This window comes from Helicobacter mehlei, assembly GCF_003660265.1.
Lineage (GTDB): Bacteria > Campylobacterota > Campylobacteria > Campylobacterales > Helicobacteraceae > Helicobacter > Helicobacter mehlei.
In genome coordinates this window covers 35472-61964 of record NZ_QXQP01000008.1, presented here as the reverse complement: position 1 = coordinate 61964, position 26493 = coordinate 35472, and the positions used below count along the sequence as shown (strand labels likewise).

Sequence of the window (26493 nt, the reverse complement as noted above, 5' to 3'; positions counted from 1 at the left end):
CCTTTACCCCCACTATCCCCCAAATGGGGGTTTGGGGATATTCCCCCTCCTCCTGAAGGGGGTGGGTCATCTGGAGGTAAGCCCCCCTCTAGCTCTCTAATGAGGGCTTTAGTGGCGTTGTCAAAGTCTTGGCGTTGGACTAGGTGGTTGAGCTGGATTTTAAAGTCCTGCACGCTGGCTGACTTATTTAAAGCCGCTTTGATGTGGTGTCTAAGGGCGGCCGCGCTGACTTTGGTGTTAATGCCTTTGAAAAAGGGGATATGGGGCATAGTCCTAACCATCAAGGCAAAGGAAAACTTGGTGATCTGGTATTGCACAGCACCCCAAACACTGGTGGCAATAGAACTGCTTACTTGCCATCTAAACTGCTGGACAAACCTTTTGAGGCGGCTTTTGCTACGGAGTATAAATCTGATTACATAACTTAGATCGGTTTTGAAAAGCCCAATTAGCCTACAATTTGCTTTAAACATAAGGATATTTTAGGGGAAGATTTGTTATCTGGACAAGTTGGTGGAGGTATTTATGGTGTTTCTGTGGACGATTTATAGAATCTTTCTGCGAGTTACTGTGGTGTGTTCCAATGATTGGAGTTAGGATTACATGGCGGATTTTCTGTTAATCTTTCTGATCCATCTTTTTGCATTATTGCTCCCCGGTCCTGACTTTTTTATTGTGAGCGCGTATGCCTTAAAGGCAGATTTTAAAAAAGCATTTTTAGTGGTTTGTGGCATTTCTTTAGCTGTTCTTATTTGGATTATTTTATCATTGGGTGGGTTGAAACTCGTGCTTGAATCTTTTCCTTTAATGAAGACTTTATTAACTCTACTGGGCATTTTTTTATTTGTCATATCTAGCCTTCTTGCTCCTAAAAAATTTGGAAAAAAAAAGAAAATTTTGGGAGTTTAGGTTATACAGATAAGCCCTTTGTCAGGGGCTTTATTACAAATATGAGCAATGTCAAAGCTTTATTTTATTTTGGTAGTATTTTTTCAAGTCTAAATTTCTCTTATAATCTTTTTCATCTCAGCTTGCTTGTTGCACTTCTGGTTACAGAAAGTTTTTGCTATTTTCTTGGTGTGGCACTCTTATTTTCAAATCCAAAGATTAAAAATTTATACACCAAGCACTGTAAAAAGATAGACTTTGTCTGTGCTTTAATTTTTATTGGGTTTGTTTTGTATATCTCCATTAATCTTATAAGGGGTGTGTGATCACCTCAAGCAATGATTTTCCCTACCAGCATACCTTCTTCATAGGCAGAACAGATCGCCTTGTAGTGCCCGGGAGTGGTGTTTTCGATCAAGCTCTCATTAATGAGAATCTCGCCATCAATTTCTAATCCCCAGCGTTTGTCCCGTGCTTTTAAAAAAAGTCCATCTTCGCTCAAACCCTCCACGATCACATCAATAGGTTTGTGCAAGAGACTTCGCATGGAGGCTTGCACTTGTTTTTGTACGCAGGCATTAATTCTATCTAGGCGTTGGTCGATCACGCTCTCAGGTACACGCTCCATTTTATGCGCACGCGTGTTTTCCTCAGGGCTAAAGGCAAAGAGATTAATGCGATCAAAACTAAAGCCCTCTAAAAACTCTTGCAAAATCGCCATATCCTCCTCGCTCTCCCCAGGGTGCCCCAATAGTAAAGTGGTGCGTAAAAAACTATCCGGAAGGGCTTTCATGCGTTCTAAAAGCTGGATGTGGGTTTGCGTGTTAGAGTTGCGGCGCATGGTTTTGAGCATGTGATTAGAGATATGCTGGATGGGCATGTCAAAGTAATTGACAAAAATAGGCGAGTTGGCAATCGTGTCGATGAGTCTAGGCGTGGTGGAAGTTGGGTAGAGATAAAAAATGCGTGCGCTTTTAATAGCTTGTTGTTTGTCAAGAGCACCGATCAGATCAACAAGCCCATTTTTTACACCTTGATCGCTCAAGTAAGAGCTGGAATCTTGTGCGATGAAACTAATATCACTAAAGCCCTGCTTGGCTAAATTTTCCACCTCTCTTAAAATCTGATCGATACTTTTACTTTGTAAACGCCCCTTGAAACTAGGGATTGCACAAAAGCTACAATTTTGGTTACACCCCTCAGAGAGTTTCACATAGGCATGCACCTTAGAACCAATGATGGTGCGTTGGTGGGTGGCATTGGCTAAGAAAATGGGTGCTGAAAATGCGCTTTTTTTGGTGGCGATGAGCTCATCGATGCGATCATAATCCCCCACGCCCGTGAAGATGTCGATCTCAGGCAACTCGGCTTGTAATTCCTCTTTGTAGCGTTGGCTCAAGCACCCACTAGCCACCACCAGCGCACCCTCTTTGCGCGCTTTGATCGCCTCTAGCAAGACCTGCACGCTCTCTTGTTTGGCAGAGTGGATAAACCCACAAGTATTCACAATGATGACATCAGCTTGGCTACTATCTTGGGTGAGCTCATAGCTAGAGAGTTTACCTAACATCACCTCGCTATCGACCAAGTTTTTAGAACAACCCAAAGAGACTAAATAAAGTTTAGGGCGCACGCGATCCCCCTAAATCCACCTCCCAGAAAAAGTCGATCCAACATTTAGCCTCCTTAAGCACAAAATCCGCCTTAAAACGCGCGCTTTTTTGGGCAAAGAGAGTCGCGCTTTTAAAGACAACTTGTGGGTATTGTTGTTTCAAGACTCTTAGGACACCCTGAAAGCTCTTCCCGCTATCTACAATTTCATCCACCACTAATACTTGCTGGTGTTGGGGATCCAAATAGGGGATGTTGTTAATTTCTAGCGTGCTCTGCGTGCGATCGCTACTGTAAGAACTTGCATTGATGGCATAGACCTCTTTAATGTCCCAATACAGCCCCAAAAAATGCGCTAAAGTCATCCCCCCACGCAAGATCGCAATGATGGCTTGGGGTTTAAAATCTTGCTCGACTTGCTGGGCTAGGGCTAACACATCTTGCTTAAAATCTGCATAGCTATAATATTGCCGCATGTTGCCCCCTAGTAATAATGTTGCATAAATGCCCGCACAGCCACGCCCTCAAAGCTGGATTTCAAGCCCAAATCCAGCAAAGTTTGCTCTAAAGCATTGAGCACCCATGCGATCTCATAGACCTCCACCAAGCCCATGTGATTCACCCGTAAGAGCACATCTTTTAAATGATCCTGCCCACCAGCCACGATCACGCCATATTTTTTAAGGTGTTTGCGAATCTGTGTAGCCTGCTCATGATAGATGGTGCTCATACTTGGTGCTGGGTTTTTAGGATAGATTTGTAAGCCTAGAGCTTTTAGGGCTTGGTGGCTAGCCTGTGCGCGCTTTTTGGTGTCTGCAAAAAGGGCATCTAGCCCGCCCAATTCTGCTACGCATTCGAAATAGGCTTTCAGGGCGATGATGTGGCTAATGCCGGCTGTAAAGGCGGTGGTGTTTTTTTGTTGGTTGGCTAATTCGGCGTGTAAATTAAAATAATAGCCCTTGGGGGTGAGTTTTTGCAAAGCTAGCGGGCTTAAGCCCAAGATTCCTAGTCCTACGGGTGCCATGAACGCCTTTTGACTCCCCCCAATCAAAACATCGACATGGGTAACATCTAAGGGCTCCACACCTAGGGCAGTGATCGCATCTACAATCACCAATAAATTAGGGTTGTGCTCTTTGGCTACTTTGGCAATGCCTTCAAAATCCAGGCGCAAACCCCCCGAAGAGTCGCATGCCTGCAAAGCTAGTAGCTCTAGGCTAGGGTGTGCTTGCAAAAAGGCTAACACCTCTTGGGGGCTAATGGGGCTATCCCATGCGCTCTTGATCTCTAGGGCGTGTAAGTGGTGGGCTTGGGCGATTTTAAAAAAACGCTCGCCAAACTTGCCATTGTTGAGCACCAAGAGTTTAGGCTCTTGGGTGCGTGCCTCTACAAAATGGCACAGGACCGCTTCCATAGCACCCGTGCCACTACACACTAAAGTTAAAACCTCTGCTGTGCCCATCATTTCCTTTAAATGTGCCCGCACACCCGCAAAAATGCTTTCAAACTCAGGGGTGCGGTGGTGGGGGACAGGCTGGCTTAATACCCGCGCGATTTTAGGGTGGATAGGGGTGGGCCCGGGGGTAAATAATAAGGGTTGTAAGATTGGCATTTTTTCTCCTAAAGAGCGAGTATAACACAAAGAGCCTTACGATTTTTCTAGTTGGTGGTATAATAAACCATCTCACAAAAAGGGTGCGTGTGTTGGGTATTTTGAAAAAATGGGTCGTTGTTTTTTTAACTTTCTGCACACTCCATGCTCTCTCCTCAATCCACACCATTGAAGAAGCCATCCACCAAATGGCGATCTACCAAGCCAGCGTACGCAAAAACATCTCCCTATTTAACGAGAAACTCAACAGCATTGCAATTCGTTTGCGTTTAGATAATCGAGAAGAACATTTTAAAGAAATGGGTGTCATCAATAGCATTGTCAAACAAAACGCTTCTTTGTTCCAAGTGTTACAAGATTATTACAATAATACCCTGCTTTTTGATTACTTGGGGGGTATCTTGCAAGGTTACATCGCCATCGCCCAAGATGTCCAGAAAAGTACCCAACTAGCCCCCCTCATCCCCTTAGTTCAAGAGATCATCGGGCAACTCCAAGTGATGGCGATGCTGGAGGCGCAGATCACGCAATTAATCGAGGAGTGATCGCCACTTATGCTACAATAGCTCCATCAATGTTTGAAGGGTGAATATGGGTTTTACAGACTTTTTAAAAAATTTGAAAAAAACAAGGGTGCAATCCTCCGAACAGGACATGCCCAGCCATTGGATCAAATGTCCCAAGTGTAATGCCTTAATGTATTACAAAGAAGTTTTTTCAAAACACCATGTGTGTTTGAAGTGCCACTACCATTTCCGCATGGGCGCACAAGATCGGCTGGAATTTTTGTGCGATCCGCAGAGTTTTGTCGAATTTGACCAAGAGTTAAAACCAGTTGATCCGCTCAACTTCGTGGATAAAGAGAGTTACAAGCAACGGGTGAAAAAATATCAAGCCAAAACAGGCCGCCCTAGTGCGGTCATCAGTGGGCAGGGCTCAGTCAATGGCATTGGCATGCAGATTGTGATCTTTGATTTTGCTTTCATGGGGGGGTCGTTAGGCTCTGTGGAGGGTGAAAAAATCGTGCGGGCAATCCAGCGTGCGGTGAGCAACTCCCAAGCCCTCTTGATTGTGAGTGCCAGCGGGGGGGCTAGGATGCAAGAATCCACCTATTCGCTCATGCAGATGGCTAAGACCAGTGCCGCACTCAATCGGCTAGCAGAAGCCAAGTTGCCCTTTATCTCCTTGCTCACCGATCCCACATTTGGGGGTGTGAGCGCATCTTTTGCCTTCTTGGGTGATCTCATCATTGCCGAGCCCGGGGCGATGGTGGGCTTTGCGGGGGCACGGGTGATCAAACAAACCATCGGGGCGGAGTTGCCCCAAGGTTTCCAAAGCACCGAGTTTCTTTTAGAACATGGCTTGATTGACATGATTATCCACAGAAAGGACTTGAAAAAAACGATTAGCGATCTAGTGGGCATGCTAACTGAAAATCGATGACTTGCACGCTCTATGCCATCGCCAAAAAAGACCCCCTGATCACGGCGTTACTAGCCCACCAACAACGCCAATGCCAGCAATTCAACACTACTCTAAAGGTTGTCGATCTCTTGCCCCCTAATCTGCACAACAGCACGCCCAAGAGTGCCCAAGCCCTCTACACCAAAACCCTAAGCCCCTATCTTAAGCCTAACGCCCTATGTATTGCTATGCACCCTGCGGGCAAACTTTGCAATAGCCAAGAGTTTAGCCAAATCCTAACCAAGCAACCCCGTGTGCATTTTTTTATCGCTGGTGCATATGGCTTTGCCCCCGATTTTTTAGATCGCTGTTTGGCTCTCTCTTTAAGCCCCTTGACCTTGAGCCACCAGATTGCCAAATTAGTTTTATGCGAGCAAATTTTTAGAGCCTTGAGCCTTTTAAACCACCACCCTTACCATAAGTGAGTTAGCTACTTTAGGGTATAATAAACACAGCATACAAAAAAAGGAAACCCATGAAATTGCGTTACTATGGCTCTTTTACGATTTTATTTGTTTTGGCACTGGGGTGGTGTGTCTATAGTGTGAGTCCGGGCAGTTTTGCTTTAACTTGGAATAAGCACGCCATCCACCTCCCCATCGCACTTTGGGTGGTGTTGGTGGTGTTGGTGTTTTTTGTGTGTTCTTTGTTCTTTGTGCTGGCTAATTATTTGGGCGGTTGCTGGGCACGCTACCAAGAAGGGCGCGACTTTGAAAAAATTACCCGCCAGATCATCGACCAAGAGAGCAAACACACCTTTAGCAAGGAAAATTACTATAGCCCCTTATTTGACAAACTCTCCGCCATTTTGGGGCGTTTTGTTTTGCAAGCCGATTTGAACACACCCAAAAGTGGGCATGAAAAAGTGGATCAGCTTTTGGGGATTTACCAAAGTATCGAGCAAAAACAAGAGGTGGAGATGAAGAAGTTTGAGTTTTACGCCGAGCATCCTTTTTATCTCCAAAATATCCGCAACAAAATCACGCAAGATTTGCGCTATGCCAACGAGGTGATCAAAAAGGATCAATTTAGCCTAGAGCTTAAACGCGATGCGCTTGTGGAGATCATTAAAAAAGGCACGCCTAAAGAAGTCTCTAAGGTGTTGAAGCAGACGCAAAATTTGTTAGATAAATCCGTTTTGCAAGTCCTTTTAGATGCCTTTTGGCAACAAAAAGTCGCCCTAGATCGCGCAGAGGTTGTGGATTTTTGCACGGCGGTGGGTTATAGCAAACAAGAGTATTGTAAAATGGCTTTGGATTCTAAAGCCTTTTTATCTCCCGATGATTGGTTTAAATTCTTTGAGCTTTTGGCTGAAAAAGACGAGCTAGCCGAAAAGGGGTTTTTGTATGTTTTGCTGGATTTAGAGATGATCGAGCAGGTTAAAGAACGCCTAAGCACCCACCCCAAAGATGAGTTTTTGATCATCCAAGCGTATTTGGACCTTAAAAAGATGGACAAAAATTATCCGCTGGAAGTGTTTTTATGTTAGAGCAGTTCTCATTTTATTTGTTAGGAGGATACATGCAAGAGGTTTTAGAGAAGTTAGAACAAGAGGTCAAAAGTGCTAAGCGAGCGGGGCGTTTAGCTAGGGGGATGTTAGAGGAGGGACTAGATGCGGGGGCTGAGGCTAAGGACTTGCATGCCAAATTTAGCGCATTAGTCGGAGCTTTGACTCATCTAAGCCAAGCCCTAGAGAACCACTATGCCAGCTTAGAGGACGATACAGAGTTAGAAAAAGTATTGATTTTGCTTAAACGCCTGAGAGCTAAAATCAACACGCCTCTAGCCAGTCTAGAGCAGGTCAGCACCGCTAAGGAGGTTTTGGACTCCTTGGCAAGTTTGGAAAAAAGTGTTTTTGATTTGGAAGGCGTGCTAATGGCTCTAAAAGAGCATCCCGCTTTAAGTGCCCCCACCACCACCAAAGCTACGCCTAAAATGGCTAAAAAATATTGCCCCCAAAGCAAAGAGGAGTTGAAAAAATTAGTCGCTGATGAAAGCGTGCATTTAGGTGAGATCGACATTAGCCAAATCACGGATTTAAGTTTTGTGTTTTCGCACACCACTGGGGGGGGGGGGGTACGAAGACGACGAAGTCGAACCCTTCACCCGCCAAAACTTTGAGGGCTTAGAAAACTGGGACACCTCCCATGTTACCAACATGAAAGCCATGTTTTATAAAGCCATCCATTTTAACCATGACATCTCAAGTTGGGATGTCTCTAAGGTAGAGAGCATGGAGGCGATGTTTAGGCTGTGTGAAAACTTTGACCAGCCCTTGAATAGTTGGGATGTCTCTAAGGTAGAGCACATGACTTTCTTATTCTTTGGTTGCCAAAACTTCAACCAACCTTTGAATGACTGGGATGTCTCTAGGGTGCAAGATATGATTTTTATGTTTGGTTATTGTGCCAACTTCAACCAGCCCTTAGATCGTTGGGATGTTTCTAGTGTAACACGCATGGATTGCATGTTTGCAGGGTGTAAAAATTTTAACGCACCCTTGAATGGCTGGAATGCATCTAGAGTCAATGATATGGGACTCATGTTTAATGATTGCCAAAATTTTAACCAACCCCTAGATCGCTGGGATGTCTCTAGGGTAACAAACATGTATAGCATGTTTAGCGGTTGCCGCAATTTTAATGGGGCTTTGGATGGTTGGGATGTTTCTAGCGTGGAAAACATGGAGGGGATGTTTAGTAGGTGTGAAAACTTTAACCAACCTTTGAATAGCTGGGATGTCTCCAATGTTAAAAACATGGAATACATGTTTAAATATTGCTTTCGCTTTAACCAGCCTTTAGACAACTGGGATGTCTCTAGTGTAGAGACTATGCGAGAGATGTTTGCCATGAGTAGCTATGGAGATGAGGATGCCCGTTTTAACCAATCTTTAAACGACTGGGATGTGTCCAATGTTAAAAACATGCATGGCATGTTTGAAAATTGTAAAAACTTCGATCAACCCTTAGATAATTGGGATGTCTCTAGGGTGGAGGAGATGTGGGGCATGTTTAGCCATTGCGAGTCTTTCAATCAGCCCTTAGAGGATTGGGATGTCTCCAGCGTCAAAGATATGTTTTGCATGTTTGATGGCTGTAAGCGTTTTAACCAGCCCTTGAACGATTGGGACACTTCTAGCGTAGAAAATATGGGTTGTATGTTTAGGGATTGCTCTAGTTTCAACCAGCCTTTAGATAGTTGGGACACTTCAAATGTAACAAAGATGTCTCAGATGTTTAGCGGTTGTAGCCGTTTTAACCAAAACATTGATTGCTGGAGAATCTCTAAGGTGAGAGAGGCACATTCAATGTTTTCTGGCTGTGATAGCCTAGCTAGACGCCCCCGTTGGTATCCGGACTGAGATGGTGGCATGTTTGCCATGCATGTTGGGCTTTGTGTTACAATGCCCTTCATTCTAGTTTGGAAAGGTTGTCCATGAACAAGGTGTTAGAAAAATTAGAGGAATTGCTAAGTCAGATCAAGCATGCCGGAGCCAAAAGAATCAACATACCCCCCAGTGTCTCTGAGGGGTTAAAAAAGGGGGTTACCAAGTTAGAGGAAGTGCTAACCACCCTTAAGAGCCACGCTTTGGGCGAGAACCCGGCTGTGCCGCATGCTAAAAAATATTGCCCCCAAAACAAGGAGGAACTTAAAAAATTAGCCGCCGATGAAAGCGTGCATTTAGGGGAGATTGACATTAGCCAAATCACGGATTTAAGCTTCGTGTTTTCGCATGCCACGTCCCATGGGGATCAAGCCCCCGCCTTTATGCGCAAAGATTTTGAGGGGCTAGAAAACTGGGATGTATCGCATGTAAGCAACATGGAGGGCATGTTTTACCGCGCGATTCTGTTTAACCATGATATTTCTAGCTGGGATGTATCGAAGGTGGAGAAGATGAATTGCATGTTTAAAAAGTGCGCGATCTTTAACCAGCCCCTGAATAGCTGGAATGTGTCTAGCGTTACAGATATGGGGCATATGTTTTATGGTTGCGAGGATTTTAACCAACCTTTAGATAAGTGGGATGTATCTAATGTCCATCATGGCTTAGGTGACATGTTTAAAGATTGTGCAAGCCTCAAAGATTGCCCAGCTTGGTATCAAGGCAAACTGGAGCAATAGCCAAAAATAAATGTGTTCTTAAACCCCCGCTACAACATAGGGCTTAGGGGGTTAAGCTTTTTTATGTTAGCATGGGGGCTTATCACACCAAAATAGCGGTTAAACATGGCACAACCTAGAACCTTCTACTTTTTATTCTCTCTAGCCATTATTGGCATCATGGCTTTACCGGTGGGGATTGCTAATTTGATCTTGGGTTTTATTTACCACGATTCGCCTTGTATCCAGTGTTGGGCGGAGCGCCAAAGCATGGTTTATATCGCTTTGGCAGGTTTGTTTATCGTGCGTTATGGGATCAAACCCAAATACCTAGCCATTTTAATTTTGATCACAGCAGGGGGGCTTTACCAAAGCTTTTACCACATGGGCAACCATGCCCTAGAGGATGTCGGACAGGGGTTTGCCCTCTCTATTTTGGGACTACACACACAATTTTGGGCTGAGTTTGTGTTTTGGATGGTGGCGTTGATCTTGGGGGGGTTGTTGCTCTTTGCACCCGATTTTAGCCTTTTAAGCCAAGAGGGGGGGCTTTATCTCTACGGGCAACGCCTGCCTTATCGCAAATTGAGCCGTGCCAATCTGTGGGCTTTTGCCATCTTTAGCGTGGTGGTGTTCTCTAACATGGTGCAGGCGTTTATTTCCACCGGCCCTTTTCCCTATTTAGGGCATGGCGATCCGATTCGCTTTTCTTGGCGTTTGCATGAAAATATTTGGAGCACGGCTAACTGGAAGCACATGGGCTTTCCTAGATTACTCAGTAAAAGAGTGGTGGATGCGCCCATCTTGGCCAATGACAAGCACAACTGGGATCGCCATTACCAAAACGCCCCGCTGGTGATTAATAAACATTTGATCTTGCTAGAGAGCAAGCCTAGCACCTTGCCCTTCAATGCGCCCATTAGCGATCTCAATTTTCTAGCCACCAAAGAACCCCCAACCCCCCCATCTGACCCCCTCCAACCTTTGACATCTAGCCCCTCTAGCCTCACCCTTGCAATGCCTGCTAATCCTCTTGGCAACACACAAGAGGCTGATGGGTGCGCCCCAACACTCAAGCCCGCCCCCTTTAGCTTTTCGCCTGATACCTTTGCGGGGAATAATGCCATGCTCAAAAATACCTTTTTGATCAGCACCCAAAAAGAGGGGCTTTACATCGTCAATCAAGATTTAAACAAGGTGTTGGTACATTTGGTGTTGGACAAGGATTATTCTGTGTCGGTGGAGAATTTTGTCGGGGCGAATATGGTGGGGAATGTGATCCGCTTGATGGGGGCTAATAAAAGCAGTGTGGATGTGGCTTATAACCCCCAAGCAAAAAATAATTTCCCTAACTTCTTACAAGGCGCACACCATTTTGATGAGATCGGGCGTAACCGCCTAAGAACAAGCCGTGCTTCTACTTACTATGTGCTGAGTGCCCGTAGTGATGGGACTTACACCTACATGCTCACCGTGCCTAACAAACGCTACAAGCAGTTGATCTTAATTGGCATGCTGGATCAAGATTTGGGCTTGAGTTTTGAACGTGTGGTGCAGACCTCAAGCAATAATCCCCTCAAAGAAGGGCGTTCTCTCTCAGAGTTTTATATTTCTGGACTAGCTTTCTATCAAGAGCGTTTATTTGCGCTCAGTAAGGCCTATAACGCCCTCTTGGTGATCAACCCCTTAGATGGGCAGATTATCGATGCTTATGGTTTGCCTGATGCGATTAACAACCCCAGTGCGTTAGCTTTTGTCGGGGGGCAACTCATCATTACGGGCTATGAAAACAACAAAGATATTTTCTACTACCTAGATATTTCTAATCTCTCTTTAACCCTGCCACCGCTAGAAAAGCCCACCCTCAAAGCACCCACTTTACAAACGCATGGGTGCTAAGGGCACTAAAGAGACGATCGCGTTCCTCTTGGCTTTGCACCTCTAAGCAGAGTTGCAAACTGGTGTATTTGCCATGCGCGCTCATGTGGTTTAAATCCGCCTTGTAATCTTGTCTGCCTAAAATTTGGGGGAGTTCCTCTAGGAGGGCCCTAGGATTGTCGGTGATGAGGCGGTATTCCCAAAGAGTGGGGTAGGTGATTTGGAGCTTATTGGAGTCCATGCAAAAGCCTTACAAAGTGAGGGGGTATGCGTGTGGCGGTTTTGGTGGGGAGGTGGATAAAGCCGATCTTAATTTGCATGCTAAAAAGCAATTCGGGTTTTTGGGAGGTGATCTTAAAGATTTCTTGTTGGAGGGATACACTCACCTTTTTGAGGGCTAGAAGTTGTGTTTGGACCTCTAAGCTATCGCCCAACATAGCGGGTGCGCCAAATTGGGCTTGCAGACTCTGAATCACAAAGGCGTGTTCTTGGTCTTGGGGGATCAAGTGCGCTTTAAAAAACACCTCACTTCTAGCCCGCTCGCAATATTTAAAGTAGTTGGCATGATAAACAATCCCACCACAATCGGTATCCTCATAATAAACCCGCAGACGCATAGATTCCCTTTTTTGGATAAAATCTCTACGAATAGCATGATTTTGTAAAGATATATTAAACCTTAATTTTTTTTGTGCTAGAATGGGCACTTTTTTAATATCAAGAGAAAGGAGTTTTGGTGAATAGCTTTTCAAAACTAGGGTTTGTGTTAGCTGCCTTGGGCAGTTCAATAGGGCTCGGACACATTTGGCGTTTCCCCTACATGGCCGGCACCAGTGGCGGGGGTGGGTTTGTGATTCTCTTTTTGATCCTCTCACTCACGATTGGGCTTACCATGTTGATTGCTGAAATGGTGATAGGACAGAGCACCCAAAAAGATGTCGCGGCTGCCTTTGCTGAGCTAGACCCCCACCCGGAGCGCAAAACTTGGCGTTATGCGGGGCTCATGCTCTTCACCGGACCCATCATCTTGACCTTCTATGGGATCGTGCTAGGCTGGGTGTTCTATTACTTAGCTGTGGTGAGCTTTAACTTACCCACAGACATTAAGGCTTCTGAACAAATTTTAACTGATCTCTTAGGTAATTCCATTGGCACGCAGGTAGCTGGGCTGGCAGTAACCCTCTTGCTGAGTGCTTGGGTGGTTTCTAGGGGGGTCAAAGATGGCATTGAGAAACTCAACTTTATCTTAATGCCCTTGTTATTTATCATCTTCATAGGCTTGCTCATTTATGCCTCCACGCAGGTTTCCTTTAAAAAAGCCCTAGACTTCATGTTTGGGATTCGCTTAGCAGAGTTCAACCAAAAGGTTTTTGTGAGCGCGCTAGGGCAGGTGTTCTTTGCTTTGAGCTTGGGCATAGGGATCAACATCGCCTACGCTTCTTCCACACACCGCAGGCAGGATTTGCTCAAAAGCGCGGTGTGGATTGTTTTGCCCGGCATTGCAATTTCCTTGATGGCCGGCTTGATGATCTTTACCTTTGTGTTTGAATACGGGGCTAATCCTTCGCAAGGGGCGGGATTGATTTTTGTATCCCTGCCTGTGGTGTTTTCTAAAATGGGAGTGATGGGGAGCGTAGTGTCTGTTTTGTTTTTATGTGCCCTAGCCTTTGCAGGGATCACCTCTACCATTGCCCTTTTAGAACCCCCCGTGCAGTATTTAGTGGATAAAAATTATCCGCGTTTTAAGGCAACATGGGGGCTTACTGGGGTGGTCTTTGTGATAGGTGTACTGCTCATCTTCTCTTTGGATGCGAAGTATGGGACTCATTTAGGATTTTTTGGCAAGAATCTTTTTGACTTGACAGACTTTTTTTCCACCTCGATTTTAATGCCCTTTTGGGGGTTGGTTTCTGTGCTTTTTGTGGGTTGGGTGGTGAGCAGGACAAAACTCTATGCGGTGAGCTTGCACTTTTTAAATAAGTGGATGTTTTCTGTGTGGGTTTTCTTACTAAAATTCATTGCACCCATCGTGATTTTAGTGATTTGGGCTGTGAAGATTTTGCAGGGCTAGTATGGGTTTTTCTAAGTTAGGTTTTATCTTAGCCACTTTGGGGAGCTCGATTGGGCTAGGGCACATTTGGCGTTTCCCCTACATGGCTGGGAGCAATGGGGGCGGGGCATTTGTCCTGCTCTATTTAGGCTTGACCTTAAGCTTGGGGATTGCAATGTTGCTTGCTGATATGATCATTGGCAACTTGGGGCGTAAAGATGTGGTTTCTTGCTACCAACACCTTGATACCAAGCGCAAGAAAATTTGGGGATTTAGCGCGATCTTCTTGCTAGGAGGGCCTCTTATTCTGTCTTTTTACACGGTGGTGTTAGGCTGGGTGTTCTACTACTTAATTAAGGTGAGCTTCAATCTACCCTCCTCTTTGGCAATATCTCAAGAAGCGTTTTCACACTTGAGTTCTCAAGATTTGTTTTGGCAGATTTTTGGCTTTAGTGTGTGGTTGTGGCTGACCGTTTGGATTGTTTCTAAGGGGATTAAAGAGGGGATCGAGCGGTTGAGCTTGTGGCTGATGCCCTTGTTGTTTTTGGTTTTTATCGGTTTGCTTGTTTATGCTATGACTCTACCTAGCTTTTCGCAGGCCATGCACTACATGTTTGTTTTTGATGCCAGCAAAATTAACCTAAGGGTATTCTTAGATGCGTTGGGACAGATGTTTTTCTCTTTAAGTCTAGGGGTGGGCACGATCACCACCTACGCGGCTTTTACCAAGTCTAATGAAAATTTGTTAGGCAGTTCGCTATGGGTGGTCTTGCCCGGCATTGCCATTTCTTTAATTGCCGGGTTAATGATTTTCACCTTCATCTTCAACTTCAATGGGGAACCCTCTCAGGGGGTGGGGCTGGTCTTTATCTCTTTGCCCTTGATCTTTTATCAAATGGGTTTAGCCGGTTCGATCATCGCCTTTTTATTTTTCTTAGCCTTGATCTTTGCAGGGATCACCTCTACAGTGTCCATGCTAGAACCCGTTACACTCTATTTGATGAATCATTTGAAATGGAGTCGCGCCAAAGCTTGCTTTTTAGTGGGTCTAGGAATTTATTTTGTGGGGATTTTGGTGATCTTGTCAATCCACAAGCAATATGCGCCATTCCTCACATTTGGGGGTAAAAATATTTTTGATTGGGCAGATTTTAGTGTCTCGTCTATCTTAATGCCCTTGGGAGGTTTGTTCTCGGTAATTTTTTTAGGGTGGGTCTTGGATCAAAAACGCATTTATAAAGCCAGCAAACGCTTTTTAACCCGTTTGGGATTTCAGGTGTGGATTTTTGGTGTGCGCTTTGTGGCACCGGTGGTGATGATCCTCATTCTATTTTTACAGCTTAAGAAAAGTTAGCCCATGCGCCGGGTTTTCCTAACAAGCTGTGTTTATCTTTGTTTTTTAGGGGGTGAGGAGGCTAATAACCGCCTAAGTCCCTCGCAGTTAGCCCACAAGGGTTATACGACTGGTCCTCAATACCCGGATTTTTACAAGCCATGGTTTTATGGCCTCAAAAACTCTTGGAGCGTACCCCCCAGAAAGCCCAAAAAAGTCAATATCTTAAGCGACTTTGCCAAAAAATACTTGGATATTATGGAATACCGCGGGACTTATTTTATGCCCTTTTACCATAGTTTTACCCCCATTTACCAGTGGTATTTCCCCAGCATTAACCGCTACCAAAGCACTGAATTTAAATTCCAAGTGAGTTTTAGGATTCCGGTTATCCGGCATTTTCTCTTCACCACTGGGACGCTCTATTTAGCCTACACCCAAACCAACTGGTTTCAAATTTACAATAACCCCCAAAGCGCGCCCATGCGCATGGTCAATTACATGCCCGAGCTTATTTATGTCTATCCTCTCAATATCCCCTTTTTTACCAAAAAGATGGGGTATCTGAGTGAGTTTTGGATTGGTTGGCAACATATTTCCAATGGCATTGGGGGCAGGCAATGTTACCAACCCTTCCGCAATGGGAATCCCACTGATGCCTTTCCGGGAACACCCGTTCATATTACAGAAGAAAATAAGCAAATAATTGTCCAGCAGGGGGGGCTTGATGGGGGTTGCCGCTCAGTGAGTGCAGGGCAACGCCCGGTATTCAAGCTCACATGGCAAAAGGGAGGGCTTAAAGTTAGAGTTGCTTACTGGCCCTATATCCCTTACAACCAATCCAACCCTAATTTGATCGATTTTATGGGTTATGGGAATGCTTTGATCGACTATAGGCGGGGTCGGCATCATTTTGAAATGCGCATCTATGACATTTTCACGCAATATTGGCGTTATAAACGCTGGCATGGCGCGATCCGTATTGGTTATACCTTTAGGATCAGCCGTTTTGTCGGGCTTTACATGCAGTATTTTAATGGCTATGGCGATGGTCTTTATGAATATGATGTCTTTTCCAACCGCTTTGGGGTAGGGATTCGTCTCAATCCCTAGCTTTAGTTACTTTGGATTTTTGGATTTGCCTTATTTTTTCAACGCCGCTTTTTGGGTACTCTTGAGGGCTTCCTTGCGTCTAATCGCTCTTTCATAACGTTCTTTTTCTTTGTCGGTGCAGGGGGTAAAGGGAGGCATAGCGATCGTCTTGCCATCTTTCATGGCCACCATCGTGAAATAACAGCTATTAGTGTGGGTGGCGACTTTGGTTTTAAAATCCTCACAGATCACCTTGATTCCCACCTCACAACTCTTGGTGCCCACATAATTCACACTGGCAAAACAGGTAACCAAAGTCCCGATGGGGATAGGGTGTTTGAACAACACGCGATCCACGCTCAAAGTAACCGTGCTATACCCACAATAGCGCGTGGAGCACACATAGGCGACTTTATCTAGCAGATTGAGCAACTCCCCCCCGTGCATGACATTATTGAAATTAACCATCGTAGGGGTAACTAAAAAAGACATCACCAACTGTCTAGGGTCGCCCACGCTAGCGGTTGTATCCATCACTAATTCTTGCATGTTTCCCATAGGAGCTCCTTGATTCAAAATGGCGTTATTTTAGTGGATTTTAGATAATATCGGGTTAAATTGTCATGTTTTAGGGGTTGCTATGTTGCTTTTTACTGGGGCTTGCGGGTATATTGGTTCGAGTGTAGCGCGTTGGTTTTTGGAGTACACGCCCTATTCTCTGCTCATTGTGGATAATTTGAGTACGGGGTTTGACATCCATTTGCAAAGTTTGCAAAATTACGCAAAATTACGCAAAATTACGCAAAATTACGCAAAATTACGCAAAATTACGCAAAATTACGCAAAATTACGCAAAATTACGCAAAATTACGCCTCCAATCGGGTGGAGTTTGTGCATCTAGATTTGCAAGATAGCCCAGCTCTAAGCCAGCTTTTAGCTAAGTACCCCATCTTAGGCGTGTTGCACTTTGCAGCTAAAATCAGCGTGGAAGAATCCACGCGCATGCCATTGAGCTATTATGAAAACAACACGCTCAACACCCTCAAACTCGCCAAACTTTGCACCCAACATGGCATCAAACACTTGCTTTTTTCCTCCAGTGCGGCCGTTTATGAACCCAGCGATTATCCCGTGAATGAGCAAGCTCCCCTAAAGCCTATCAATCCGTATGGTGCTTCTAAAATGATGGCGGAGCGCATTTTATTAGATACCAGCCTAGCAGAGGATTTTTCATGTGCGATTTTGCGCTATTTCAATGTGGCGGGGGCGACTCATTTTAATGACTACACAACCCCCTTTGGTTTGGGGCAACGCGCCCAAAATGCGACCCACTTGATCAAGGTTGCTTGTGAATGCGCCACCCACAAACGCCCCTCTATGCAGATTTTTGGGAATGACTACCCCACACCCGATGGGACTTGTATCCGCGATTTTATCCACATTGATGATCTCGCCCTCGCCCATTTGCAGGCTTTTAATACTTTGCTAGACACCCACAAAAATGCGATCTACAATGTGGGCTATGGTCGGGGTTATAGCGTGCTGGAGGTGATCAAGCAAGTTAAGGAAGTTTCCGGGGTGGATTTCAAAGTGCAAATCGCGCCTAGGCGTGTGGGCGATCCAAGCTCTTTGATTGCCGACAATGCCAAAATCTTAGAGGTTGGCTTTAAGCCCCAGTTTGATGACCTAAAAAACATTGTTTCTAGTGCCTATGAATGGGAACAATATTTGGGCAGGCAACATGGCTAGCGTGGTGCTGACCGGGGCGAGTAGCGGGATTGGGTTGCAATGTGCCTTATTATTGCTAGAAAAAGGTTATAAACTCTATGCGATCTCTAGACGGGTGAGCACCCTAGAGGTGTTGCAACACCCTAATTGTGTGCGCTTGGATTGTGATTTGAGTGATGAGGCGCAGGTTAGGCAAGTGGTCCAAAAGATTTTGGATCAAGACTCCCAAATTAGTGTGTTGATTAACAATGCCGGTTATGGTTTGTTGGGGAGTTTAGAGGAACATAGCCTAGAGCAAGCCAAAGCTCTTTTTCAAGTCAATTTGTTTAGCATCGCCCAACTCACTTCTTTATTCTTGCCCACCTTGCGCCAAAATGCCCATCTTAGCCCTAAGATCATCAATGTTGCCTCCAGTGCAGGGCGATCCACCACGCTTTTTTTAGGCTGGTACCATGCCAGCAAATACGCCCTAGAGGCCTATAGCGATTGTTTGCGCGCCGAGCTCATCCCTTTTGGGGTGCAGGTGGTGCTCATTGAGCCCGGGGCGATTGAGACCAAATGGGATCAGGGCACGCTGAACGCCTATACCCCCGATCCTAAAAGCCCTTATGATGTGGAGTGCCAAAAAGCCAGTACCTTTTACAAGCAAACCTACCAGAGGGCTACAAAACCCCAAGTGATCGCCACATGCATTTTGCAAGCCTTGCAAGCCCCCCGCCCCAAAACGCGTTATTTGGTGGGCAAACACGCCCATTTATTGGTGTGGGCTAAAAAATGCTTGCCTGATAGACTTTATGATTGGGTGGTGCGCCAAAAGATTTTAGGGTGATGGTGCGGAAGAGAGGAATCGAACCTCCACGCCTTGCGGCGTCAGATCCTAAGTCTGGTGCGTCTACCAATTTCGCCACTTCCGCTTATAAAAACCACTATTCTACCCCCGCAAGTTTAAAAATCACTGAAAAAATCCATTTATGTAGGGATCAGCTACTTTAAAGTATGATCGCTCCTCCAAATTATGATAAGAGGCATCTATGAAAAAACAGACCTTGGACCGTAAAAAAATCTATAACCCCCACTCCACAGAGCGAGCACAGGATCGCCAAATCTTTGGAGGCAACCCCACTAGCATGTTTGATCTCAACCAAATCAAATACCCATGGGCTACCAAGCTTTGGAAAACGATGCTGACCAATACTTGGTTTCCTGAAGAAGTGAGCATGCACGGGGATAAAAACCACTACTTGAAGCTCACCCAGCAAGAAAAAATCGGCTACGATCGCGCACTAGCCCAGCTTATTTTCATGGATAGCTTGCAGACAAATAATTTAATTGACAATGTTAATCCCTTTATCACCAGCCCAGAGATCAATTTATGCTTGGTACGCCAAGCCTTTGAAGAGGCGTTGCACAGCCATAGCTATGCGGTCATGGTGGAGAGCATTAGTGCTAATAGTGATGAGATTTATGAAATGTGGCGCACCGATGAGGCGTTGAAAAATAAAAATGACTGTGTGGCGCAAGTTTATATGGATTTGGCACATGCGCACACCGAACGCAATTTGTTAAAAGTCTTGTTTGCCAACCAAATTTTAGAGGGCATTTATTTTTACAGCGGGTTTAGCTTTTTTTATGCGCTCGCTAGAGGGGGCAAAATGCTAGGCTCAGCACAGATGATCCGCTTTATCCAAAGAGATGAGGTTACACATTTGAGCTTATTCCAAAACATGATCAATTCTTTGAGAAAAGAGCGTCCAGATTTGTTTAGCCCCGATCTCATTGAAGAGGTGGTCGCCATGTTTAAAGAGGCGGTGGATTTGGAGAGTGCTTGGGGAGCGTATATCACACAAGGCGAGATTTTGGATCTCAACCCTAGGGCACTTAGGGCATATATCGAATACTTGGCAGATACACGCTTGGCCGTTGTGGGTTTGCCTAAACTTTATCACACCAAAAATCCCCTCAAATGGGTGGATCAGTTTGCTAATTTTAATAGCCACCGATCGAACTTCTTTGAAGCTAGAGTGAGCAATTACTCTAAGGGTAGCTTGAGTTTTGAAGGGTTTTAGTGTTCCAAATTAAGAACGCACACATGTGTGAGGCGATTGCCCAACATTTTAGCCTAGAGGAGTCCATCAAGAATGCCATTTGCGCGATCAATCGCGAGGAATTTGTCCCCTCTAAGCAATTAGCCTATAGTTTGGATGCCTTACCAATGGGAGCCGATCAATTCATCAGCTCTCCTCTAACCGTGGCTAAGATGACCCAATTTTTAAAGCCTCAAGGGGCTGATAGTGTCTTAGAAATTGGGTGTGGGAGCGGGTATCAGGCGATGGTGCTCTCCAAACTCTTTAGGCGAGTCTTTAGCATTGAGCGCATTGAAAAGCTCTTGGTGGAGGCTAAGAAACGTTTTAGAAAACTAGGAGCAACCAATATCCACACCAAGCTAGGAGATGGGCAACTAGGCTGGAGTGAGTATGGACCCTATGATCGCATTTTATTTTCTGCCTGCACGCGTAGCATCCCCCCGGCACTGAACGATCAACTTGAAGAAGGGGGTATTTTAGTGGCTCCCATTTTGGACAACCAAGCCCAAAAGATCACCCGTTTTATTAAAAAAGGTGGGGTTTTGGTAGTGGATCAGGTGCTGGATCGTTGCTTATTCGTGCCCATTCTAGATGGGATTGAGCGGGGGCTTTAGCCCGCAAGGAGTGTTTAGTGCAGATGGCTAAATCCTATATGTTTTATGCCATCTCACAAGTGTTTTTCTCTTTCTTTTTGGTGCTCTTTTTCATCGCCTCTATTGTGATGCTTATTGGCATTGCCAGTGTAACTCTCGTGGTGAAATTGAGTTTTTTGGATTTGGTGCAACTTTACATCTACTCCTTGCCCGGGACGATCTTTTTCATCATCCCCATTACCTTTTTTGGGGCGTGTGCCATTGGATTAGCACGACTCTCCTATGACCACGAACTCTTGGTCTTTTTTTCTTTGGGTATCTCACCTAAAAGTTTGGTGAAAGCCTTTCTACCTTTGTGTGTGTTTGTGAGCTTGGTTTTGCTCGTCTTCTCTTTAATTTTGGTTCCCGCTTCTAAGAGCGCGTATTACTCCTTTATTCAGTCCAAAAAAGAAAAGATCGATGTGAATATCCACCCGGGCGAATTTGGGCAGAAATTGGGCGATTGGCTGGTTTATATTGGGAGCAATCAAGGGAATCTCTTTAATGATGTGATTTTATTTTCACACAAAGGGTTAGCCCTAGAGAGTTTTATCATTGCCAAACAAGGGCAGATCAAAAACCAACAAGGTGTATTTGAACTCCAACTCGAACACGGGAATGCCTATTTTGCCCAAAAAGATCAATTGCGCAAGGTCCAGTTTGGCCAGCTCGCCTTAAAAAATAGAATCGCCTCTTCTAGCAACAAAAATCCAGTTTTTTTGCACTCCCATGATTACATTGGCTACTGGAAAAGTGCTTTTGGCAAAGATGCAAACAAAAACCAAAAAAGGCGTTTTACCCAAGCCATTTTAGTCGCGCTCTTCCCCCTAGCCAGCATTTTTCTTATCCTCACTTTTGGGATTGCCAACCCCCGTTTTTCTAAAAACCTTTCTTATATTTATGTGCTCTTGGCTGTGGGGATTTATTTTTTGTGCATGCATGTCATTAGCCAAGATGCCCCCTTGATTTTTGTTGCTATTTTGCCCCTTGTGTGGTTACTAGGTTCGTATGCGCTCTATAGACGCATGATTGTGCGTTTTTATTGATGCAACGCTTTAAAGTGGTGCTCGCCTATGATGGCAGTGCCTTTTGTGGGTTTGCCAAACAAGAGGGCTTGCCAAGTGTGGAGGGCAAGCTAGAACAAGCCCTTTTAAGCTTGGGGATTGCTAGCCCCATTCTAGCTGCGGGGCGCACCGATAAGGGCGTGCATGCCAGCCACCAAGTGATCTCCTTCGCTACGCACTTGCCTATAGATTGTGCCAAATTAGCCCATTATTTGCCCGCTAAACTTGCCCCCCACATTGTCTGTAAAGCCATCACCCCCGCCCCGCTGGATTTCCACCCTAGATTTTGGGCATCCAAAAGAGCTTACCGCTATGTCCTAGCCCCCAAAGTGCTTAACCCCTTTTTGGCCCGCTACATCGCCCCCCACCCGCATGGGAGCTTGCATGATTTGCAAAAAGCCCTAGATTTATTTGTGGGCACGCATGATTTTGGGTATTTTTGCAAACAAGGTAGCGATCCTAAAAGCACGATCCGCACAATTTACAAGGTATATTGTTATGGCTATACGATCTGTAATTTACCCTGTGTCGTGGTGGTTGTGGAGGCTAATGCCTTTTTAAGGGCACAGGTACGTTTGATGGTGGGGGCAGCTTTGGCGTGTAGTTTGGGCAAAATGAGCTTATTAGATTTAGGCGATCAAATTGGGCTTAAAAGGCATATCTACCATATGCCCCTAGCTCCAGAGGGTCTTATTTTGAGCCGTGTTTCTTATGGCGAAAGCTTAAGCAAATTTCAATTATAATGGACTCTAGCATTGTAAAGATGCCTGGGCGATGCGTGTTTCTAACATTGGCAAGTTCTTTTATTCATTAGATTAGGCTAATTGTAGTGGTTTTTGTGTGATTTGGTATTTTCTTTGGTAGAATCTGCCACCTAAGAGAACCCTCTTAGCCTAGATTGTAGCTTCTTTGAACTACGCAAGAATAGTAACGGTCGTTTGGGTGGATTGATAAAATAGGGACTGAATGAAAAAGAAGATTCTAATCATTGGGGGTGGTGCTAGAGAGTATGCTTTGGGGCGCAAGTTTAGAGAAGATGCCCGTATAGGCGATATTTATTTTTCTCCGGGCAATGGGGGTACACAGAGCATTGGCGAAAATGTGGCACTAGAAGATCACACTCAAATTATCCGTTTTGCTACAGATAAACATATTGACTTGGTGGTGATTGGACCTCAAGAACCTTTAATAGAGGGACTGAGCGATGCACTGATTCAAGCAGAAATTAAAGTTTTTGGGCCTAGTCAAAAAGCCAGTATCCTAGAGGCCTCTAAGAGTTTTACCAAGAATTTAGCCTTGAATTTAAATATCCCCACTTCTCCCTTTTTTATTGCACAGGACTACAACATAGCCAGAGAACAGGTGCAAAGCTGTGACTTTCCCCTTGTAATTGGGCCAGATGACTTAATCCAAAATATGGTCATTGCTAAAAACGCTCCAGAAGCCCAGCTAGCCTTAGAACGCTTTTTTGTGCAAGAAAAACACTCGAGAGTTGTGGTGGAACATTTTTTGGAGGGCTTTGAGCTCTCGATCTTGGCTTTGGCACACCACCAAGATTTTTTATTATTGCCTCCATGCCAAAATTATAAACAACTCTCGGGCGATGGACCCCGCACGGGCGGGATGGGAGCCTTTGCCCCCACTCATTTTTGCGATGAGGCATTCAGGCAAAAAATTGCCTCCACCATTGTTGCACCCATTTTAGATGAGATGGTCAGACAGGGCACGCCCTTTGTGGGTGTGTTGTTTGTAGAAATCATGGTGGTGCCAACAGAGGGGCAATTAGAGCCTTATTTGTTAAAGTGCCATGTACGTTTTGGCGATCCAGAGTGCAGTGTATTGTTACCCTTGCTCAAAACCCCTCTTTTAGATTTGTGCGAAGCCACCATTGCGGGCACTTTACAAAATTTGCACTTGGAGTTGCACCACCAACACTCCCTAGGTGTGGTGTTAGCCTCTAAAGATTACCCCTACAAAATTTCACAAGGGCAGAGCATTTACATCGATCCCTTTGATGAAAAAACCGGGCATTTGGATCTAGGCAGGATCGCTCAAGAAAATGGCTTGTTTGTGGTCTCTGGGGGGCGGGTGTGCGTGTGTGTAGGCAAGGGCAAATCTCTCACAGAGGCTAAAAACCATGCCTATGGTTTGGTTAAAAAAGTGCAGTTTGAAGGCATGCAATTTAGAGAGGATATTGGCGCACTTTAATGGGCATATCACCATGGATGAGCAAAAAATAGAAGAGGTGCTCTATAAAGAGCATTTGGTGATTGCACCCTTTGGCTGGAGGGTGGGAGCGTTTCTGGTGGATTTATTATGGGTGGGGTTTTTGGCATGGGATTTGAACATGCGTTGGTTATCTGCGTTGCACTTAGGGCAGTTGCTGGAGTCTTATTTATCCTTGCGTTTTTTACTTTTATGCGTGGTGGTGCATGGGCTTTATGAGATGCTCTTGATGGGCTTTTTGGGTACGACCATTGGCAAATTTGTGTTCCATTTGCGTGTAGTCGCCTTGAGAACTTGGGATAAACCCCCCTTGAGTGCAAGATTGAAGCGTTGGTTGTTCAAAGAGTTGTTCTTGTTCTACCCCATTGCCCTTTTTTCCAAAGATAAATTTGGGCGGATTTTCCATGATAAACATGCCAAAACCCTTGTTATTGTGACTAGATGAGTGGTGTTGCGCTTTTTTCTTTTTCTGGTATTGCTGTGGGTCTTGGCACAGAGTAAGCAACAAGTGGCTGTGCAAAAATTTGATAAGAAAAACCACAAGATTTTTGAACTCATGGCCGACCATGTTGAAGCCAAGAACAATGTTGTGACGGCTAGCGGGCATGCGATTTTACTCAACTACGATGTCTATATCCTAGCCGATCAAGTAGTGTATGACACCAAAAAAAAAGAAGCTACTTTAGAAGGGCATGTGCGCGTGTATCGGGGTGAGGGGCTCTTGGTGCAAAGCGAGCATGTGAAAATCAGGCTGGATGAAAAATACGAGCTCATTTTTCCTTTCTACGTACAAGATAGTGTTACCGGAATTTGGATTAGTGCCGACATTGCCCATGCCGACAATGACAAATACCATATTAAAAATCTCACCACCTCCGGGTGTAGCATTGATAACCCCATTTGGCATGTCCGGGCCTCTTCGGGGCATTTTAATTCAACCAAATCGCATTTATCGCTGTGGAATTCAAAAATCTATCTGGGGAACATTCCGGTCCTTTATCTGCCCTATGTTTTTGTTTCCACAAGCACCAAGCGTGCTAGCGGGCTTTTATACCCCGAGTTTGGGACTTCCAATTTAGCCGGCTTTATTTATTTACAGCCTGTTTATGTTGCGCCCAAAGATTCGTGGGATATGACTTTCACCCCCCAGATTCGATCTAAAAGGGGCTTGGGAATCAACTTCCAAGCCAGAGTGATCAATTCCCACCAAGATAAGTTTTTATTCAACATGCGTTATTTTTACAACTACGATAAATACACTAGGCTTTACGATCTCAGAAACCAAAATGTCTTTGGGTTTGAAGCTATGAATGCTAGCCGCCAAACTTTACAAAAGTATTTTAAGTTGCACCACCCCTTAGACAACGCCTTTTATTTGGATTTTCTTTACATGAATGATCTGGACTATGTGCGTTTTGAAAAGGTCAATAAACGCATCACGGATGCGACTCACATGTCCCGTGGGAACTACTATGTCCAAACCAATAATCACTTTTACGGCTTTTATCTCAAATACTTTTTAAACCTTAACAAGATCAATAATAACACCACCTTCCAATCTTTACCCAATTTGCAATACCACAAGTATTTAGCCCCCTTGGGTTGGAAACATCTCCTTTACTCCCTGGATTACCAATTCAATAATATCGTGCGTCAGGTGGGCTATGGGTATGTGCAAAATTCGATCTCTGTGCCCTTAGGAGTGCAATTCTCCTTATTTAAAAAATACTTATCTGTAGGCTTGTGGAATAATGTCAGTATGGGGAATGTGGCAATCATGAACACCAAACATAGCTATGTCCCCCATATTGAGGGTGTATCTAGAGAATTTGGGAATTATTTTTCAAGTGGCTATGCACTCTATCTGAACACCGATCTAGCCAGAGAATACAACAAGTTTTTACACACCATCCAGCTACAAGCAATACTCAGCGGGGCTTACTACACCTATACTGATGGGCTATTTAATAATCAAATGTATGTTTTGAGCGCGCAGGCTAGCAATAACTTTGTCGCCACCGCCTCTGGGCACACCCTCAGCGATTATGACTACCGCGGACAAATTTACGATGCGGTGTGGAATCCCTCTAGTATTGTGGCGCGTAACCCCTCCAGCAAGCAACTTTATTTGAATCTCACACAATACCTCTATGGCTTGGGTGGGCAGGAACTCTTGTATTGGCGCATCTCACAGTCCCTTGATTTTGATGATCAAATTTCGATTGCACGCACTCCGATGGAAACCAAAATCGGCTTTTCGCCTTTAAAAGGCTTGGATATTTACGGGACTTTGTTTTATTCGTGGTATTATAATAGCGTCGATGAGGTGTCTATCAACGCAAACTACACCCGTAAGTTTTTGAGTGCTAACATCTCTTACTATGTGAAAAAAAATTTTAATGACAATGGGATTAACAAAATCGTCCAAAACACTTCCAACTATTTAAAGGCAGGCTTGAGCAATGATTTTAGATGGTTTGCCCTAAATGCATCTGTGGGGTATGACATTGAAAACAATGTGATTTTGAATTGGCGCATTGGGCTCTTCAAAAAGATTCGTTGTTTTGGGGTGGGCTTGGAGTTTGTCAATCAAAGAAGACCCGTTTTAACCAGTAATCCTAATGATCCCTTGCGTGTCTATGAAAACAACTATATCAAGCTGACCCTAGACTTCTCCCCCATCACAAAAACCAACATCACCTACCGGCAACTCAAGAGGTAAC

At 44.8% G+C, this 26493-nt stretch carries 28 protein-coding genes, 1 tRNA gene and 1 pseudogene; 22 read left to right on the top strand and 8 right to left on the bottom strand.

Annotation, left to right across the window (positions count from 1 at the left end; genetic code table 11):
* A pseudogene (locus tag EAO36_RS04100) lies at window positions 1-317 on the bottom strand (hypothetical protein); the annotation flags it as partial.
* Between the two features lie 286 nt (window positions 318-603).
* Between EAO36_RS04100 and EAO36_RS08925 the strand changes: the two are divergent.
* Together EAO36_RS08925 and EAO36_RS08920 are read left to right on the top strand one after the other, a co-directional pair.
* The gene (locus tag EAO36_RS08925) at window positions 604-909 is read left to right on the top strand and encodes a LysE family transporter (protein WP_268877266.1); all 306 of its coding nucleotides are present in this window, start codon (window positions 604-606) and stop codon (window positions 907-909) included.
* A 41-nt stretch (window positions 910-950) separates the two neighbouring features.
* A complete protein-coding gene (locus tag EAO36_RS08920) occupies window positions 951-1214 on the top strand; it encodes a LysE family transporter (RefSeq protein ID WP_268877243.1) in 264 nt (87 codons plus the stop codon).
* 5 nt (window positions 1215-1219) lie between these two features.
* On the opposite strand, the gene rimO is transcribed toward EAO36_RS08920, so the two are convergent.
* The 3 genes from rimO to EAO36_RS04080 are packed head-to-tail and all read right to left on the bottom strand — an operon-like array spanning window position 1220 to window position 4111.
* Complete coding sequence (gene rimO, locus EAO36_RS04090) at window positions 1220-2521, bottom strand: 30S ribosomal protein S12 methylthiotransferase RimO (RefSeq protein ID WP_120948394.1); 1302 nt, start codon at window positions 2519-2521, stop codon at window positions 1220-1222.
* Window positions 2511-2975, bottom strand: coding sequence for a phosphoribosyltransferase (locus tag EAO36_RS04085; protein WP_120948393.1), 465 nt, complete (start codon window positions 2973-2975; stop codon window positions 2511-2513). The genes rimO and EAO36_RS04085 overlap by 11 nt, the downstream gene beginning before the upstream one ends.
* An 8-nt stretch (window positions 2976-2983) precedes the next feature.
* Window positions 2984-4111, bottom strand: a complete 1128-nt coding sequence (locus EAO36_RS04080) for a pyridoxal-phosphate-dependent aminotransferase family protein (RefSeq protein WP_120948392.1) — start codon at window positions 4109-4111, stop codon at window positions 2984-2986.
* Between the two features lie 89 nt (window positions 4112-4200).
* Here EAO36_RS04080 and EAO36_RS04075 point away from each other — a divergent pair, with 89 nt between their 5' ends.
* From EAO36_RS04075 to EAO36_RS04040, 8 genes are all read left to right on the top strand, one after another.
* Window positions 4201-4656 carry a hypothetical protein gene (locus EAO36_RS04075; protein WP_235852267.1) on the top strand — a complete coding sequence of 152 codons (456 nt, stop codon included), beginning with the start codon at window positions 4201-4203 and terminating at the stop codon, window positions 4654-4656.
* 46 nt (window positions 4657-4702) lie between these two features.
* Window positions 4703-5554, top strand: a complete 852-nt coding sequence (gene accD / locus EAO36_RS04070) for an acetyl-CoA carboxylase, carboxyltransferase subunit beta (RefSeq protein ID WP_120955732.1) — start codon at window positions 4703-4705, stop codon at window positions 5552-5554.
* Window positions 5551-6000: a 23S rRNA (pseudouridine(1915)-N(3))-methyltransferase RlmH gene (locus EAO36_RS04065; protein ID WP_120948390.1), complete on the top strand. Its 450-nt coding sequence runs from the start codon at window positions 5551-5553 to the stop codon at window positions 5998-6000. Before accD ends, EAO36_RS04065 begins: the two co-directional genes overlap by 4 nt.
* A gap of 50 nt (window positions 6001-6050) precedes the next feature.
* Window positions 6051-7064 carry a hypothetical protein gene (locus tag EAO36_RS04060; RefSeq protein ID WP_120948389.1) on the top strand — a complete coding sequence of 338 codons (1014 nt, stop codon included), beginning with the start codon at window positions 6051-6053 and terminating at the stop codon, window positions 7062-7064.
* 32 nt (window positions 7065-7096) lie between these two features.
* The gene (locus EAO36_RS04055) at window positions 7097-7696 is read left to right on the top strand and encodes a hypothetical protein (RefSeq protein ID WP_120955731.1); all 600 of its coding nucleotides are present in this window, start codon (window positions 7097-7099) and stop codon (window positions 7694-7696) included.
* Complete coding sequence (locus EAO36_RS04050) at window positions 7620-8939, top strand: BspA family leucine-rich repeat surface protein (RefSeq protein WP_120955730.1); 1320 nt, start codon at window positions 7620-7622, stop codon at window positions 8937-8939. Before EAO36_RS04055 ends, EAO36_RS04050 begins: the two co-directional genes overlap by 77 nt.
* 74 nt (window positions 8940-9013) lie before the next feature.
* Window positions 9014-9703, top strand: coding sequence for a BspA family leucine-rich repeat surface protein (locus EAO36_RS04045; protein WP_235852266.1), 690 nt, complete (start codon window positions 9014-9016; stop codon window positions 9701-9703).
* 105 nt (window positions 9704-9808) lie between these two features.
* The gene (locus tag EAO36_RS04040) at window positions 9809-11581 is read left to right on the top strand and encodes a disulfide bond formation protein B (protein WP_120948386.1); all 1773 of its coding nucleotides are present in this window, start codon (window positions 9809-9811) and stop codon (window positions 11579-11581) included.
* On the opposite strand, the gene EAO36_RS04035 is transcribed toward EAO36_RS04040, so the two are convergent.
* Together EAO36_RS04035 and EAO36_RS04030 are read right to left on the bottom strand one after the other, a co-directional pair.
* The gene (locus tag EAO36_RS04035) at window positions 11547-11801 is read right to left on the bottom strand and encodes an HP0495 family protein (protein WP_120948385.1); all 255 of its coding nucleotides are present in this window, start codon (window positions 11799-11801) and stop codon (window positions 11547-11549) included. The genes EAO36_RS04040 and EAO36_RS04035 overlap by 35 nt on opposite strands.
* The gene (locus EAO36_RS04030) at window positions 11788-12177 is read right to left on the bottom strand and encodes a YbgC/FadM family acyl-CoA thioesterase (RefSeq protein ID WP_120948384.1); all 390 of its coding nucleotides are present in this window, start codon (window positions 12175-12177) and stop codon (window positions 11788-11790) included. The genes EAO36_RS04035 and EAO36_RS04030 overlap by 14 nt, the downstream gene beginning before the upstream one ends.
* Before the next feature lie 116 nt (window positions 12178-12293).
* On the opposite strand from EAO36_RS04030, the gene EAO36_RS04025 reads away from it, so the two are divergent.
* The 3 genes from EAO36_RS04025 to EAO36_RS04015 are packed head-to-tail and all read left to right on the top strand — an operon-like array spanning window position 12294 to window position 16056.
* Entirely contained in the window at window positions 12294-13631 is a 1338-nt protein-coding gene (locus tag EAO36_RS04025; RefSeq protein WP_185962994.1) for a sodium-dependent transporter, read from the top strand.
* A 1-nt stretch (window position 13632) separates the two neighbouring features.
* Window positions 13633-14964, top strand: a complete 1332-nt coding sequence (locus EAO36_RS04020) for a sodium-dependent transporter (protein WP_120948382.1) — start codon at window positions 13633-13635, stop codon at window positions 14962-14964.
* Window positions 14965-14967: 3 nt separating this feature from the next.
* Window positions 14968-16056: a phospholipase A gene (locus tag EAO36_RS04015; protein ID WP_120948381.1), complete on the top strand. Its 1089-nt coding sequence runs from the start codon at window positions 14968-14970 to the stop codon at window positions 16054-16056.
* 30 nt (window positions 16057-16086) lie between these two features.
* Here the strand turns inward: EAO36_RS04015 and EAO36_RS04010 are convergent, their stop codons facing one another.
* The gene (locus EAO36_RS04010) at window positions 16087-16593 is read right to left on the bottom strand and encodes an acyl-CoA thioesterase (protein ID WP_120948380.1); all 507 of its coding nucleotides are present in this window, start codon (window positions 16591-16593) and stop codon (window positions 16087-16089) included.
* 82 nt (window positions 16594-16675) lie between these two features.
* Between EAO36_RS04010 and galE the strand changes: the two genes are divergently transcribed.
* Both galE and EAO36_RS04000 read left to right on the top strand, forming a co-directional pair.
* Window positions 16676-17785 (top strand): UDP-glucose 4-epimerase GalE, encoded by a 1110-nt coding sequence (galE, locus tag EAO36_RS04005; RefSeq protein ID WP_120955729.1) that lies wholly within the window; start codon window positions 16676-16678, stop codon window positions 17783-17785.
* On the top strand, window positions 17778-18593 hold the full coding sequence (locus tag EAO36_RS04000; protein ID WP_120948378.1) for an SDR family NAD(P)-dependent oxidoreductase: 816 nt from the start codon (window positions 17778-17780) through the stop codon (window positions 18591-18593). Before galE ends, EAO36_RS04000 begins: the two co-directional genes overlap by 8 nt.
* Here the strand turns inward: EAO36_RS04000 and EAO36_RS03995 are convergent.
* A tRNA-Leu gene (locus tag EAO36_RS03995) sits at window positions 18594-18678 on the bottom strand.
* 117 nt (window positions 18679-18795) lie between these two features.
* On the opposite strand from EAO36_RS03995, the gene EAO36_RS03990 reads away from it, so the two are divergent.
* From EAO36_RS03990 to EAO36_RS03960, 7 genes are all read left to right on the top strand, one after another.
* Entirely contained in the window at window positions 18796-19830 is a 1035-nt protein-coding gene (locus EAO36_RS03990) for a ribonucleotide-diphosphate reductase subunit beta (RefSeq protein WP_120948377.1), read from the top strand.
* Window positions 19830-20462 (top strand): protein-L-isoaspartate(D-aspartate) O-methyltransferase, encoded by a 633-nt coding sequence (locus tag EAO36_RS03985; RefSeq protein ID WP_120948376.1) that lies wholly within the window; start codon window positions 19830-19832, stop codon window positions 20460-20462. Before EAO36_RS03990 ends, EAO36_RS03985 begins: the two co-directional genes overlap by 1 nt.
* 23 nt (window positions 20463-20485) lie before the next feature.
* Window positions 20486-21526: an LptF/LptG family permease gene (locus tag EAO36_RS03980; RefSeq protein ID WP_235852264.1), complete on the top strand. Its 1041-nt coding sequence runs from the start codon at window positions 20486-20488 to the stop codon at window positions 21524-21526.
* Entirely contained in the window at window positions 21526-22287 is a 762-nt protein-coding gene (truA, locus tag EAO36_RS03975; protein ID WP_120948374.1) for a tRNA pseudouridine(38-40) synthase TruA, read from the top strand. Before EAO36_RS03980 ends, truA begins: the two co-directional genes overlap by 1 nt.
* 223 nt (window positions 22288-22510) lie before the next feature.
* Entirely contained in the window at window positions 22511-23752 is a 1242-nt protein-coding gene (gene purD / locus EAO36_RS03970) for a phosphoribosylamine--glycine ligase (protein WP_120948373.1), read from the top strand.
* Window positions 23739-24215 (top strand): RDD family protein, encoded by a 477-nt coding sequence (locus EAO36_RS03965; protein ID WP_120955728.1) that lies wholly within the window; start codon window positions 23739-23741, stop codon window positions 24213-24215. The genes purD and EAO36_RS03965 overlap by 14 nt, the downstream gene beginning before the upstream one ends.
* A gap of 3 nt (window positions 24216-24218) precedes the next feature.
* On the top strand, window positions 24219-26492 hold the full coding sequence (locus tag EAO36_RS03960) for an LPS-assembly protein LptD (RefSeq protein ID WP_185962995.1): 2274 nt from the start codon (window positions 24219-24221) through the stop codon (window positions 26490-26492).
* Window position 26493 lies beyond the last annotated feature (1 nt).